The organism is Cupriavidus sp. SK-3 (assembly GCF_000611145.1).
Lineage (GTDB): Bacteria > Pseudomonadota > Gammaproteobacteria > Burkholderiales > Burkholderiaceae > Cupriavidus.
Window position 1 is genome coordinate 83,580 of the sequence record NZ_JFJV02000018.1, and the last position, 13,849, is coordinate 97,428.

At 65.1% G+C, this 13,849-nt stretch carries 9 protein-coding genes and 1 tRNA gene; 4 read left to right on the forward strand and 6 right to left on the reverse strand.

Annotated elements, in window-relative coordinates; translation table 11 throughout:
- Positions 1 to 91 precede the first annotated feature (91 nt).
- Positions 92 to 1,516, forward strand: coding sequence for a FapA family protein (locus CF70_RS01650; RefSeq protein WP_349675095.1), 1,425 nt, complete (start codon positions 92 to 94; stop codon positions 1,514 to 1,516).
- A gap of 305 nt (positions 1,517 to 1,821) precedes the next feature.
- Here the strand turns inward: CF70_RS01650 and CF70_RS01655 are convergent, their stop codons facing one another.
- Positions 1,822 to 2,361, reverse strand: a complete 540-nt coding sequence (locus tag CF70_RS01655; protein WP_035859478.1) for a hypothetical protein — start codon at positions 2,359 to 2,361, stop codon at positions 1,822 to 1,824.
- A 548-nt stretch (positions 2,362 to 2,909) separates the two neighbouring features.
- Between CF70_RS01655 and CF70_RS01660 the strand changes: the two genes are divergently transcribed.
- The gene (locus tag CF70_RS01660; RefSeq protein WP_051647963.1) at positions 2,910 to 3,596 is read left to right on the forward strand and encodes an HAD family hydrolase; all 687 of its coding nucleotides are present in this window, start codon (positions 2,910 to 2,912) and stop codon (positions 3,594 to 3,596) included.
- 364 nt (positions 3,597 to 3,960) lie between these two features.
- On the opposite strand, the gene CF70_RS01670 is transcribed toward CF70_RS01660, so the two are convergent.
- The 3 genes from CF70_RS01670 to pepN form a co-directional block, all read right to left on the reverse strand.
- Positions 3,961 to 4,036: transfer RNA gene (locus tag CF70_RS01670), tRNA-Thr, on the reverse strand.
- Positions 4,037 to 4,383: 347 nt separating this feature from the next.
- The gene (locus CF70_RS01675; protein WP_035859480.1) at positions 4,384 to 5,400 is read right to left on the reverse strand and encodes a class 1 fructose-bisphosphatase; all 1,017 of its coding nucleotides are present in this window, start codon (positions 5,398 to 5,400) and stop codon (positions 4,384 to 4,386) included.
- Between the two features lie 123 nt (positions 5,401 to 5,523).
- Positions 5,524 to 8,223, reverse strand: a complete 2,700-nt coding sequence (gene pepN / locus CF70_RS01680) for an aminopeptidase N (protein WP_035859481.1) — start codon at positions 8,221 to 8,223, stop codon at positions 5,524 to 5,526.
- Positions 8,224 to 8,523: 300 nt separating this feature from the next.
- On the opposite strand from pepN, the gene CF70_RS01685 reads away from it, so the two are divergent.
- Entirely contained in the window at positions 8,524 to 9,129 is a 606-nt protein-coding gene (locus CF70_RS01685) for a DUF4136 domain-containing protein (protein ID WP_035859540.1), read from the forward strand.
- A gap of 264 nt (positions 9,130 to 9,393) precedes the next feature.
- Positions 9,394 to 11,715, forward strand: coding sequence for an NADP-dependent malic enzyme (locus tag CF70_RS01690; RefSeq protein WP_035859482.1), 2,322 nt, complete (start codon positions 9,394 to 9,396; stop codon positions 11,713 to 11,715).
- Between the two features lie 149 nt (positions 11,716 to 11,864).
- Here CF70_RS01690 and CF70_RS01695 read toward each other — a convergent pair whose 3' ends face one another.
- Both CF70_RS01695 and CF70_RS01700 read right to left on the reverse strand, forming a co-directional pair.
- Complete coding sequence (locus tag CF70_RS01695) at positions 11,865 to 12,110, reverse strand: hypothetical protein (protein ID WP_035859483.1); 246 nt, start codon at positions 12,108 to 12,110, stop codon at positions 11,865 to 11,867.
- A 500-nt stretch (positions 12,111 to 12,610) separates the two neighbouring features.
- Positions 12,611 to 13,696, reverse strand: a complete 1,086-nt coding sequence (locus tag CF70_RS01700) for a porin (protein ID WP_035859484.1) — start codon at positions 13,694 to 13,696, stop codon at positions 12,611 to 12,613.
- Between the last annotated feature and the right edge of the window lie 153 nt (positions 13,697 to 13,849).

Genomic DNA, 13,849 nt, shown 5'->3' on the forward strand with positions numbered 1-13,849 from the left:
GGTACTGGCCGGTGGCGGCTGGGCCGAGGCCAGGATGGACGCGGCCGCGATCGGCGCCTTTCTCGCGCAATGCCAGCGTGCCACGGAGGGCATGCCGGTAGAAGCGTTGATCGGCCAGTTGACGGACGGCTACTTCGAACTCAGCGTCAGCAGCGACAACCTGAGCGTACGGCTTAACCTGCTGCCGCCGCAGGGCGGCCGCGCGGTCACGCGGGACGACATCCGCACCGCGCTGGCCGAGCGCGGCGTTGTTGCGGAGCCGGACCGGGAGGTGCTGCGCGGCGCGGTCGAGGCGGGCCTGTGCGACGGACTGGAAATCGCCACGGGACGCGCCGCGCTGCCCGGCACGCCGGCTCGCTTCGAGAGCCTGCTGGCGCCGCGCAAGCCGCTGGTGGCAGAGGATGAAAGCGGCCGCATCGATCTGCGCGACCTGGGATCCTTATTGCTGGTCAACCCAGGTACGCCGCTGATGCGGCGCATCCCGGCGCGTCAGGGTACCGATGGCGTAGATGTCTTCGGCAAGACCGTGGCAGCCGTACCCGCCGCCGATCCGCCGTTCGCGCAAGGCCTGACCGGGGTGGCGCCCGATCCTGCGGATCCGGAGGTCCTGCTGGCGGCTATTTCCGGCTCGCCGGTGTTGTCGGCGCAAGGCGCCAGCGTGAACCCGGTGGTCGATGTCGAGGCGGTGGACATGCACTCAGGCAATGTCACGTTCGACGGCACCCTGCGTGTCAACGGCGACATCAAGACCGGCATGACCGTGCGCGTGACCGGCGACGTGATCGTCAGCGGCACCATCGAGGCCGCCCATGTGGAGGCGGGCGGCAACGTGGTGGTGAAAGGCGGCATCATCGGCAAGGCCGAAGGCACTCACCAGGGCACCGACAACGCCGCCACCGAGGCGCGGGTACGCTGCAAGGGCTCGCTGCATGCGCGCTTTATCGAAAGCGCGGTGGTGGAGGCCGGCACCGAGGTCAAGGTGGAAAGCGGCATTCGCCAAAGCGATGTCGCGGCCGGGAGCAGCATCGTCGCCGGCAGCCCCAAGGGCGGCCAGGGCAATATCACCGGGGGACGCTGCCGGGCGCAACTGGCCGTGCGTACCGCCATCCTCGGCGGCTCCGCAGGCGCGGCCACCATCGTGCAGGTCGGAACCAACCCCTATGCCGAAGCCGAGAAGGCCGAGGCCGAGGCCCAGCGCCAGAAGCTGGAAGCCGAGCAGGGCAAGGTGCAGCAACTGGTCAGCTTCTTCGCCAAGCATCCCGAGAAAGCCGTCGGCGACCTGCGCGAGAAGGCGCGCGCCACGCTGTTCAAGCTCACCCGCGACTCGATCGAACTCGATGCCAGGCTGGCCAAGCTGGCCGAAAAGCTGCGCCCGTCTCCTGAAGCCGTGATCGAGGTAAGCCGGCGTATCCATGGCGGGGTCAGCCTGCACATCGGGCAGAAATCGATGAAGATCATGGAGGACAAGCCGGGCGGCCAGATCCGGTTGGTGGACGATCGCATCGCGCTGGTCTGAAACCCGCTGCCTGGCGGCGTTTTGCGCTCCGCCGGCAGCTGGCTGCTGGTTGGCCGTGCCAGGGGCATGACCATCTCCATCTGGTCAGGTCGCGCGCAAGTCTCGCGGCTCATTTTGCAGAAATTTCTCCTTGTAGATTAGGAAAGGGCTGGCACGTCGGGGCACGGCTACTCGCTAAAGTAGCCACATACCGCTCCTCCCCGGGGTGGTATCCCCGATGAGGGCCCAAGCCCTTGGCCCTCTTTTCATGGCGCTGCATGCTTTTGTATGCGGCGCTTCTTTTTTGCGGCTTCCGCTCCGCAGTGCTACCAGACCCGGATCTTGATCTGCAGCGAAATACAGCCGTCCACCTTGCCCCGCATGGTTGGGACATAGATCAGGTTCGCACCCAGGCGTCCGTATTCGATGCTGATGACCGGCGCGGCCATCGGGGACCAGCCGCCATGATTGATGTCCGGGTACCCGCGCACCGCGCCGGCCATCGCGCCGATCCGGAGCGGGCCCAGGTGCAAGGGCTGCCAGGAGAGGCTCGCGTAAGTGGAGTGTTCGCGCATGCTGTTGCGGTACTCGCCGGCGGACAAGGTGAAATCCTCGCTCACGCGGAAATCGGCGCCGACTCCCCAGTTGTATGCGTTGTAGTGCGCCGTGTGATTGAAGTGATACGAGAGAAACCCTGCGTTCAGCCAGACCTGCGGGCTGAAGGCGGGCGCCGGGGCCTCCGGCGGCGTCGCATCGTCCGCGCGCACGGGTATGTTCCACATGGATGCGCACAAGGCAAACACCATGAGCAGTCCGCGCGGAAAAAGGCGATATCCCGCCGCGCCAGGGACTGGATAGGCATCCATGGCTGCTTCCTTTCTTGTTTTTCGTGGCTGTGGGCGGGCTGGGCGCGTATCAGTCGACGCGTGGGTCCAGCCATCCTGCGCGAGTCCGGCATGGTGCCGGCAGCCCTAGGTGGCGGCGGTATGCATGGTGTTCCCCCGGTTGTGTGGCAATTGCGAACTTGTGCCGCGTGCCTGCCGGCCGGTTCGTCATATTTCGCGGCCACCCGGTCGGGCGGTCCGTGGTTGTACTTATCGTGATACCAGTCTGGTGCTCCGGCGCGTCCGATTCAATCCGTCGAACGCTCTAAGCCTATGGAGGGGATTGGAGGGCAAGCGGTTGTCAACGTCCCGGCCTGCAGGAGCGTTCCGCGCGCCGGACGGGCCAGGATGTGGCAACAAGTATCGGGATTGAAATTAAATGAATATTTTCAAAGGTAATTTCAATCGATTTGCCTGGTCGCAATCTTTCTTCGGCGTGTATGTTTTGCCTGGTAGTGCAATTGGCTCGCCAGGCAGGCCTGGCGATCCCAGGCACGCCGGAGCTGGAATCTGAGTGGGAATGGAATCACATGACCGAATCGCCTGCCTGCTATCGTAACGAGCTGCCTGCGCGGGTTGCGATCTTCGACCTGGATGGGACGATCATCGATGCCGCCGCGGATATTGCGGCGCAGATCAATCTGCTCCTGCAGGCAAGACGCCTCCAGCCTTTGACAGTCGCCGAGGCGACCACGCTGCTCGGAGACGGGCTCAGGGTCTTTGCTTCGCGCGCGTTTCAACTGCGCGGCGCCGAGATCGGGGATGACGAATCCTCGTCGTTCATCCAGGGCTATCTGGATGCACCCGTAGTGCAGACGCGGCTATATCCGGAGGTAAGGAAGGTACTGGCTGAACTGACTGGAGAGGGGTGGCGCCTGGTGGTATGCACCAACAAGATCGAGGCCGCAGCGATCCACATTCTTGAGGAACTCGGCGTTCTCTCATTCTTCGACATAGTCTGCGGCGCCGATACGGTCCCATGCTGCAAGCCGAGCCCGGTGCACCTTCAACATGCCCTGGCGCGTGCCGGCCTGCTGCAGCAGCGTGCTGTGATGATTGGCGACAATCGCGTGGATGTGCTGGCTGCCAGGGCGCTCGGCATACCGTCGGTGTTCGCCGGGTGGGGTTACGGGCACCGCGATACGGGCAAGGAAGCCACAATAGCCGCAGCCCGCTTTGGCGACTTGCCGCCGGTCCTCGCGTTGGTGGCGGGCTGAGCGGCAGGCGCGGGCGAGCCCACTGGCTTCCCGGCGCCGCGCCTGCGCGTATGCTGGCCGCGCCGGCGCGAGCGCTTCGGTTTTACTGATTCTTCAGCGCCGGGAGCACCCGTGTTTCAACCTCTCTGATCCAGGCATCCTTGCAATCGCCGTAGGCGTGCGAGTCATTGGGGGGGCAGGCGCTGGCATCGTGCCTTCTCCTGATCGTTGGCCCGAGCGACGTCGGCGTTCTGGCGAAGGCAATCCCGAAGCGCAAGGTGCCGGACGAGATCCTGCAAGGCGGCCAAGACCGTACCACTGGCTACATGAAGCCCAGAAACAACAAAGCCCAACCGCGATGGCTGGGCTAGGTGCTTGAATCTGTTGGTGCCGAAGAGAGGAATCGAACCCCCGACCTTCTCATTACGAATGAGCTGCTCTACCGACTGAGCTACTTCGGCCACATCGTTCGTAAGACAACCCGAACGAGCCCGCAATAATAGCAGCGTTTATTTTTCCTGTGAACCCCTACGCCAAAAAATTCCTCGGAGCGCACTGCGGTTGCCGCCTCAGGGTGGCGCCGCGGCCATTCGGGTGGCGTTCTTGGCGCAGGCCAGCACGATCACCGCGGTGGATGCCGCGGAGTTTATTCACGATGCAGCGGCCGACCGCACCAACCGTCTGCGACGACGTCGGCCACATGCGGGCGCGTTGTCCGTTGGCGTGAGGGGCAGGGACAAAGCACAAAAAAAAACGGGACCAGCGATTGGCCCCGTTCCTTTCAATGCGTACTGCTTGCTGCCGGCAATCAGCCTGCCGTCTTCTCTTCCTGGTGATAGCGCGTGACGCGTTCCACCTCGTTCTTTGACCCAAGGATCACCGACACGCGCTGGTGCAGTTTCTCCGGCTGGATGTCCAGGATGCGCTCAACACCGTTGGTGGCCGCGCCGCCGGCTTGCTCGACCAGCATGGCCATGGGGTTGGCTTCGTACATCAGGCGCAGCTTGCCGGGTTTTTCCGGTTCGCGCTTGTCCCACGGGTACATGAAGACGCCGCCGCGCGTGAGGATGCGGTGTACGTCGGCCACCATCGAGGCGATCCAGCGCATGTTGAAGTTCTTGCCGCGCGGGCCTTCGTCGCCGGCCAGGCATTCGTCGATATAGCGGCGCACGGGCGGGGCCCAGTGGCGCATGTTGGACATGTTGATCGCGAATTCCTTGGTGTCTTCCGGGATCTTCACGTCGGATTGCGTCAGCACGAAGCTGCCGGCTTCGCGGTCCAGCGTGAACATGTGCACGCCGTTGCCGACCGTCAGCACCAGCGTGGTCTGCGGGCCGTACACGGCGTAGCCGGCGGCGACCTGGCGGCTGCCGGCCTGCATGAAGTCGGTCTCGGTCACGGTCTGGCCCGGCTTGGGCATGTGCAGCACCGAGAAGATGGTGCCGATCGACACGTTCACGTCGATGTTGGAAGAGCCGTCGAGCGGATCGAACAGCAGCAGGTATTCGCCTTTGGGATAGCGGTTCGGGATCTCGTAGAAGCTGTCCATTTCCTCCGAGGCCATGGCGGCGAGGTGGCCGCCCCATTCATTGGCGTCGAGCAGGACTTCGTTGGCGATCACGTCCAGCTTTTGCTGGGTTTCGCCCTGCACGTTGCCGGTGCCGGCCGAGCCGAGGATGCCGGCGAGGGCGCCCTTGCTGACGGAATTCGAAATGGCCTTGCAGGCGCGTGCCACCACTTCGATCAGCAGCCGCAGTTCGGGCTCGATCGTGTTGTGCTTGCGCTGCTCCTCGACCAGGTAGCGGGTGAGGCTGATGCGACTCATGGGGATTCTCCTTGAATGGCGGCAATTCTACATGGGCGTCAGCCCGGCCGGCCACTGGGGCGGGCCCGCGGCCTGCCGGTGGCGGGCGGGGGGCCGCCATCCGCCACCAACCGCTGTGCCGTGCTATGCCGCCAGCGCCTTGCTGACGATCTCGCGGACGTCGCGCGACAGGTCGCTGGCCGCGGCCACCTGCTCCAGCGCCGCGCGCATGCGGTCGCGCAGCGGCAGGGCATATTTCTGCCAGCGGTCCATGACCCGCGCCAGGCGCGAGGCCACCTGCGGGTTGATGGCGCCGAGCGCCAGCACCTGCTCGGCCCAAAAGGCATAGCCCGAGCCGTCCTCGGCATGGAACTGCGCCGGGTTGGCCGCGCAGAAGCTGAAGATCAGCGAGCGCGCGCGGTTGGGGTTGCGCAGGTTGAAGGCCGGATGCTGCATCAGCGCGCGCACGGTATCGATGGTGTGCTTGCCTGCGTGGCCGGCGGCCTGCGGCCCGACGGTGCCGCGCTGCATGCCTTGCAGCGAGAACCATTTGTCGATCACCAGCGCGTCCTGCTCGAAGCGCTGGTAGAAATCCGCCAGCGCGGCTTCGCGCCCCGGCGCGAAGGTGTTCACCATCGCGCTCAGCGCGGCGAAGCGGTCCGTCATATTGTCGGCGGCCTGGTACTGCGCCTCGGCCAGCGCCTGCATGGCGGCGTCGCCGCTGTCGGCCAGGTAGCCCAGCGCCAGGTTGCGCAGTGCGCGCTTGCCGGCGGACACGGCGTCCGGGCTGTAGGCGCCGGGCGTGGCATTGGCTTCGAAGGCGGCCAGCCAGTCGGCCTTCAGCGCGCGCGCCAGCGCTTCGCGCATGAACTGGCGCGCGCGGTGGATGGCGGCCGGATCGGCCACGCCCATGCGCTCGGCGAGGTAGGCCTCGGCCGGCAGCGTCAGCGTCTGTTCGCGGAAGGCGGGGCTGAGTTGCGCATCGTTGAGCACGGTGCGCAGTGCCGCCACCAGTGCCGGGTCGAGCTTGAGTTCGTGGCCTGCCTGGGACTGCGCCACCAGTTGCAGCAGGGCACGCGTGGTCAAGCGCTGGCCGGCTTCCCAGCGGTTGAACGGATCGCTGTCGTGGGCCAGCAGGAAGGTGAGCTGCGCCTCGCTGTAGTCGGCATCGACGATGACCGGCGCGGAGAAGTCGCGCAGCAGCGACGCCAGCGGAGGCTCGGCGCCGCGCGGCAGGTTGACAAAGCGGAAGCTCTGCTCGGCTTCGGTGAAGTCCAGCACGCGCGTGGTGGTGCCGGGCTGGCTTTCGCCTTCGAGCTGCAGCGGCAGGTCTTTCCCGTCGGCGTCGATCAGGCCCAGCGCAAAGGGGATGTGGAAAGGCAGCTTGTCCGGCGTGCCGGGATGCGTTTCGATGCCCACCTTGGGGCAGCTTTGCGACAGCGTCAGCGTCAGGCTGCCGTTGGCGCCGTCCCAGGCGGTGCGCACGGCAACCACCGGTGTGCCGGCCTGGCTGTACCAGCGGCCGAACTGGGTCAGGTCGCGCCCGTTGGCGTCGGCCATGGCCGCACGGAAATCGTCGCAGGTCACGGCCTGCCCGTCATGGCGCCGGAAGTACAGGTCCATGCCCTTGCGGAAACCATCGCGGCCCAGCAGGGTCTGGTACATGCGCACGACTTCGGCGCCTTTTTCATAGACCGTCACGGTGTAGAAGTTGTTGATTTCCTCGTAGCTGTCGGGACGCACCGGGTGTGCCATGGGGCCGGCGTCCTCGGGGAACTGCACCTGGCGCAGCATGCGCACGTCCTCGATGCGCTTGACCGCGCGGCCGGATTCGGAGCCCATCATGTCGGCCGAGAATTCCTGGTCGCGGAATACCGTCAGGCCTTCCTTGAGCGAGAGCTGGAACCAGTCGCGGCAGGTCACGCGGTTGCCGGTCCAGTTGTGGAAATACTCGTGCCCGACCACCGATTCGATATTGCCGAAGTCGGCGTCGGTGGCGGTCTGGGCGTTGGCCAGCACGTACTTGGTGTTGAAGATGTTGAGGCCCTTGTTCTCCATCGCGCCCATGTTGAAGTCGCCCACCGCGACGATCATGAAGCGGTCGAGATCCAGCTCCAGGCCGAAGCGCCGCTCGTCCCAGCGGATCGAGTGGATCAGCGAATCCATGGCGTGGCGCGTCTTGGGCAGGTCCTGCGGCTCCACCCAGACCTGCAGCAGCTTTTCCTTGCCGGAGGCGGAGGCGATGCGTTCCTCGATGCACTCCAGTTTGCCCGCTACCAGCGCGAACAGGTAGGCGGGTTTCTTGAACGGGTCTTCCCAGACGGCTTCGTGGCGCCCGTCCGGCAGCTCGCGCTCGCCGATCAGGTTGCCGTTGGACAGCAGCACGGGGTAGGCCGCGCGTTGCGCGCGCAGCGTGACCCGGAAGGTCGACATCACGTCGGGGCGATCCAGGTAATAGGTGATCTTGCGGAAGCCCTCGGCTTCGCACTGGGTGAAGAAGTTGCCGTTGGACACATAGAGCCCGGACAGCGACGTGTTGGCGGCCGGCTGGCAGGCGGTGACGATTTCCAGCGTGCCTTGCGCGGGCAGTTCGGGCAGGGTCAGGCTGTCCGCTTCCTGGCGCGCGCCATCCAGCGGCTTGCCGTCGAGGCTGACGCCGACCAGTTCCAGTTCCTCGCCGGCCAGCACCAGCGGGCCCGGTCCCTGGCGGGTGAAGCGCAAGGTATTGGTGACCACCGTGCGGGCGGGATCGAGTTCAAGCACAAGGTCGACGTGCTCAAATGCGAAGGCCGGCGGAGTATAGTCTTTGCGGTGGACGGTAACGGGCGTGTCGGTGCGCAGCATGGAAGAATCCTGTCCTCTGTGGGCCACTTTGGGCGGCTTGGTCGCCGTGGGCACGGCGGGAGGGAGGGGCGCAGCCCCTGCCGGGCCGCGCGCCCAGGCACTGAAAAACCCATTGTAGCCAAGCGGCGGGATGACGGCTTGGATGCGCCGCGCCGCCGCGGAATTTCGCCTGCCCGGCACGGTCTGAATCACGTGGCTAACAACAATCGGTGTGGGGGCATCATGACCGGACTATGGTTTTGCAGGAAATGGAGCCGGCTGGCCGGCAGGGGTTTGCGCGGCAGCAGGCTGGCGGCGGGCATGGCCCTGCTTGGCGTGGCGCTGCTGTCCGGCTGCGCCAGCACCATCACCACGGAGGTGACGGCCTTCAGCCAGGGCAACTGGCAGAACGATCCGCCACGCACCTATGCCTTTGATCACGGGGCAGGCAAGGAGGGCCGGTTCGAGGACCAGACCTACGAGCAATGGCTGGCGCAGGCGTTGACGGGGGTCGGCTTCGAACAGGTGGCGCGCCCGCAGGCGCACTACCTCGTCAATATGGAATACGACAGCAACGCGGGGCTGATGCGGGTGCAGGAGACCGTGTACCCGGATCCCTGGTATGGCGGCCCGTACTGGGGGCCTTACTACCGCCCCTGGGGACCCTGGGGCTGGGGTGGTCCGGGCTACTGGCCGCCGCAAACGATCGTGCGCGATGTGCCGGTGACGCAGTCCACGCTGCGCGTGTTCTTCAAGGATGCGGCTACCGGGCGCCGCGTGTACCAGGTTACCGCGCAACACCGCGACGAGAACGCATCCCTGCAGGCGGCGATGCCGTACCTGATCCGCAGCGCCTTCGTGCAGTTTCCTGGCGAGAGCGGCCGGTCCCGGCGGGTGACATTGCCGCTGGATCCGAATGACAAGTAGACATGAGGCAAACGGAGGAGGCTGGGCATTGCCCGCGCGCGGGTAAAAACTGAATTGTCCGGCGAAAGGCCTTAAAACCCTGGATGCACCTCTGGGAGGGGCTTCGCGCCGGGCTTGCGTGAGCTAGAATGACGGCTCGATTTTTCGGCCCGAGCCGCCGGCGCCCGTTTTTGAAAGCTGCAATGGAAGATTCCGGCAAGCACGCCGGATACGACCGGCGCGGCCCCGGCGGGCACTGGCTGGGCCACTTCCTGGACGAGCATAATGACCAGCAAGACCGGCGGTGATGCACCGCAACATGCCCCCAATAGTCCTGAAGCGCAATTGCGCCTGGCCGCGCTGGAATACCACCGCAGCCCGACCAAGGGCAAGATCCAGGTAAACGCGACCAAGGCACTGTCCAACCAGCGCGACCTGTCCCTGGCCTACTCGCCCGGCGTGGCTTACGCCTGCGAGGAAATCGCCAAGGATCCGGCGATGGCCGCCGAGTACACCTCGCGCGGCAACCTGGTGGCTGTGATCACCAACGGTACCGCCGTGCTTGGCATGGGCGATATCGGTCCCCTGGCCGGCAAGCCGGTGATGGAAGGCAAGGGCTGCCTGTTCAAGAAATTCGCCGGCATCGACGTGTTCGACATCGAACTCGATGCGCGCGACCCGGACAAGATCGTCGAGATCGTGGCGGCGCTGGAGCCTACCCTGGGCGGCGTCAACCTCGAGGACATCAAGGCGCCCGAGTGCTTCTACATCGAGAAGAAGCTGCGCGAGCGCATGAATATTCCCGTCTTCCACGACGACCAGCACGGTACCGCCATCATCTCGGCGGCGGCACTGCTCAATGGCCTGAAGGTGGTGGGCAAGGATATCGCCAAGGTCAAGCTGGCGGTATCGGGCGCCGGCGCGGCGGCCATTGCCTGCCTGGACACCATGGTGAGCCTGGGCGTGACCCGCACCAATGTCTCCGTGGTGGATTCCAAGGGCGTGATCTATGTCGGCCGCGACGCCAACATGGAGCCCAACAAGGCCCGCTACGCACAGGAAACCTCGGCCCGCACCCTGGCCGACGTGGTCAACGGCGCCGACGTGTTCCTGGGTTGCTCGGCTGCCGGCGTGCTGACCGCCGAGATGGTCAAGACCATGGCCGACAAGCCCATCATCCTGGCGCTGGCCAACCCGGAACCGGAAATCCGCCCGGAAGTGGCCAAGGCCGCCCGCCCGGACTGCATCATCGCCACCGGCCGTTCGGACTACCCGAACCAGGTCAACAACGTGCTGTGCTTCCCGTACATCTTCCGCGGCGCGCTCGATTGCGGCGCCACCAAGATCACGGAAGAAATGAAGCTGGCCTGCGTCAAGGCCATTGCCGAGCTGGCCGAAGCCGAGCTGAACGACGCCGTTGCCGCCGCCTACGGCGGCCAGGAGCTGAAGTTTGGCCCCGACTACATCATCCCGACGCCGTTCGACCAGCGCCTGATCGAGAAGATCGCGCCGGCGGTGGCCAAGGCCGCTGAAGAATCCGGCGTGGCCACGCGTCCCATCAAGGACCTGGAAGCCTACCGCCAGCAGCTCACCCAGTACGTCTACCATACCGGCCTGATCATGAAGCCGGTGTTCACGGCCGCCAAGGCCGCGCCCAAGCGCGTGGTCTACGCCGAGGGCGAGGAAGAGCGCGTGCTGCGCGCGGTGCAGACCGTGGTGGACGAAGGCCTGGCGCGCCCGATCCTGATCGGCCGTCCGCACGTGATCCAGATGCGCATCGAGAAAGCGGGCTTGCGCCTGAAGGCCGGCGTGGACTTCGAGCTGATCAACCCGGAAGACGATCCGCGCTACCGCGCCTACCACGAGGCCTACCACGCGCTGCGCGGCCGCGACGGTGTGACGCCCGACATGGCCAAGGTGGCGCTGCGCCGCTCCAATACGCTGATCGGCACCATGCTGATGCATATGGGCGACGCCGACGCGCTGCTGTGCGGCACCGTGGGCCGCTTCGAAGCCCACCTGGAGCACGTGCGGGACGTGATCGGCCTGGCGCCGGGCGCCAAGGTGTTTGCCGCGATGAACGCGCTGATGCTTGAGAAGTACACGCTGTTCATCACCGACACCTTCGTCAATGACGACCCCACCGCCGAGGAACTGGCCGCCATCACGCAGCTGGCTGCCGAGGAAATCGCGCGTTTCGGCCAGCATCCGAAGGTGGCGCTGATGTCGCACTCGATGTTCGGCTCGTCGAACCGGCCGTCGGCCCGGAAGATGCGCGCGGCCCAGGAGATCCTGGCCCGCGAGGCGCCGCACCTGGAGGTGGAAGGCGAGATGCAGGGCGACGCCGCCCTGGTCGAGGACGTGCGCCGCCACTTCCTGCCGGGCACCAAGCTGGCTGGCAGCGCCAACCTGCTGGTGATGCCGACGCTGGACGCGGCCAATATCGCCTTCAACCTGCTCAAGATCACGGGCGGACAGGGTGTCACCATTGGTCCGATCCTGCTGGGCGCGGCCAAGCCGGTGCACATCCTCAACCCGCAAGCCACCACGCGCCGCATCGTCAATATGACGGCGGTAGCGGTGGCGGAAGCCAACGCGGCGCGTTGATCCGCGGTGCGGCGGCGCAGCAATACCGCCGCCGGAGCGCACATGCCGCCAGGCATCGCGCAATGAAAACGGGGCTCCTTGGGAGCCCCGTTTTTTGTGACCGGCTTGTCCTGCAGTTCCGCCGGCCCGGAAAAGCTGTGCTTTCTTAGCTACTGCAGCAGGTTGTACTGCTCCCGCATCACGACGATGATGGACTTCGCCGCTGCCAGCCGGGTGGGCAGGTGATCATCGGGCTCGCGCGGAAAATCGACTTCCGCGCTCCAGTTGCAACCGGTGTGGTCGGGTTGGTGCCCACGCATGGCGTGGAGCTCGCATTCGCCGCACTCCGGATTGTTGTTCAGGAACTGGTTCAGGATGGCCATCAACTCCGACCGGGTCTTTGCATCACGACGCATGTGTCACCTCGTCCGTTGCCGTCTTGTTGCCTGGAACCTAAATCTAGGCAGGCATCGGCGGCCTCGCCAATTGAATCGGACTATTAAGCAGCGGCTTTCGATCCCGAATTGCCGGTAGTTTGCCTCTATCGCGCTGCAGCAATTTCCTGTTGCGGCGCGATATATCGATGACATTGACTGGCCAGGCGGACCCGCCAAGTGGTGGCCGCCGGAAATCCGGCGGCGTGAATGGCGCTCGGGCAACCTCAACCACTTCCTGTAACGGCCGGCGCGGCTTTTGCAGCCAGGCCTTTGCGGCCAGTTTCCCGGCATCGGTGAATCGCGCCTCTCCTGACTGCGTGTACCCATGCGCGGGCCTCAACTTGCGTGAGGCTCAAGCGGAATTTGCATCCTGTCCGGTTCTTATTCCTGGCAGCCCGGTTCGAACGGTATCCGGCACACCAAAAAAAACCCGCCACCAGGGCGGGTCTTCAATTCCCGTCGACAAGTCAAGGCAAGCGTCAGAACTTGTGACGCACGCCTACACCGAAGGTGTCGCCGTGCGACAGGCTGGTGATCTTGTCGTAGAAGTAGGCGGCGTAGACGTCGGTGCGCTTGGACAGGTTGTAGTCGTAAGCGACCGCCACCGTGTTGCGCTTGAAGTTCGCGACCGAGTTCTCGGTCTTGTCATAGGCGTAGGACGCCAGGACGTTGCCGGCGCCGATGGGCACCGAGAGGCCGAACTGGCCGTTGGCGTGCTTGATGTCGCCGTTGGGGTTGTTGTTGAGCTCGGTCTTGATGTACTGGCCTTGCGCGAACAGCTTGACGACCTTGAAGTCGTAGCTCAAGCCGCCCTGCACCGCGTTCTGCTTGCTGAAGCCAACCAGCAACGGATTGGCCGAAGCGGTGACGTCACCCGGCGTGCTGTCGAACTTGACCTGCTGGAAGGCCAGCGTGGCAGCGAACGGGCCGTTGAAGTACATCAGGTTGCCGCCCCACTTGTTCTGGCCGGTCGAACCTGCTTTCTCGCCGAAGGAGTAGATCACGTTGGCGGTCAGGCCGCCGAAGTTCGGCGTGCTGTACAGCAGCGAGTTGTTCCAGCCCGAATCGCCGATGATGCCCGGGTCGGCCACGTTGGCTGTGGCGGCGCCGAAGTAGGTGTGGAACACCATCGGCGAGAACACGTAGGAGTCGATCAGCGGGTTGAACAGGATGGTCGACACGAAGTAGGGCGTGGTGTTGCGGCCCAGCTTGAGCGCGCCCAGCTTGTCGTTTTGCAGGCCCACGAAGGCATTGCGGCTGAACATCGAGTCGCCGTCGAAGCGGCCCTGCTTGCCGGTGTCGGTGCGGAAGAAACCGTTCAGGTCGAAGATGGCCTTGGTGCCGCTGCCGAGGTCTTCGGTACCCTTGATACCCCAGTACGAGGTTTGCATGCCGCCCGAATTGGCGACATAGGCGCGGTCGGCCGCGCCGACGTTCTTGACGCCGCCAACGAACATGTCGGCCTGGCCGTACAGCGTGACACTGGATTGCGCCATGGCCGCGCCGCTGAAAAGGGCGGCGGCCGTCGCTGCCAGCTTGAGGGCCGGCTTGATCTGCTTCTGCATTGATGAGTTCTCCGTGGTTGATCCGTTGCGTTCTTTGTGTACTGGGTCCCTGACGGGTTCTATTCGTTTTGATTGCTACTGGCGTGCCCAGGGATAGGGTGTTGCGGGCTCGGCCCGGGCACTGCCTGCTACATCGGTAAGGGGTAACGCAAA

Excerpts from the sequence above, each read along its gene's own strand:
- CF70_RS01660 (WP_051647963.1), top strand. The coding sequence starts at position 2,910 with ATGACCGAATCGCCTGCCTGCTATCGTAACGAGCTGCCTGCGCGGGTT.
- CF70_RS01650 (WP_349675095.1), top strand. The coding sequence starts at position 92 with ATGCCGGTAGAAGCGTTGATCGGCCAGTTGACGGACGGCTACTTCGAA.
- CF70_RS01690 (WP_035859482.1), top strand. The coding sequence starts at position 9,394 with ATGACCAGCAAGACCGGCGGTGATGCACCGCAACATGCCCCCAATAGT.
- CF70_RS01685 (WP_035859540.1), top strand. The coding sequence starts at position 8,524 with ATGGCCCTGCTTGGCGTGGCGCTGCTGTCCGGCTGCGCCAGCACCATC.
- CF70_RS01675 (WP_035859480.1), bottom strand. The coding sequence starts at position 5,400 with ATGAGTCGCATCAGCCTCACCCGCTACCTGGTCGAGGAGCAGCGCAAG.
- CF70_RS01700 (WP_035859484.1), bottom strand. The coding sequence starts at position 13,696 with ATGCAGAAGCAGATCAAGCCGGCCCTCAAGCTGGCAGCGACGGCCGCC.
- CF70_RS01695 (WP_035859483.1), bottom strand. The coding sequence starts at position 12,110 with ATGCGTCGTGATGCAAAGACCCGGTCGGAGTTGATGGCCATCCTGAAC.
- CF70_RS01655 (WP_035859478.1), bottom strand. The coding sequence starts at position 2,361 with ATGGATGCCTATCCAGTCCCTGGCGCGGCGGGATATCGCCTTTTTCCG.
- pepN (WP_035859481.1), bottom strand. The coding sequence starts at position 8,223 with ATGCTGCGCACCGACACGCCCGTTACCGTCCACCGCAAAGACTATACT.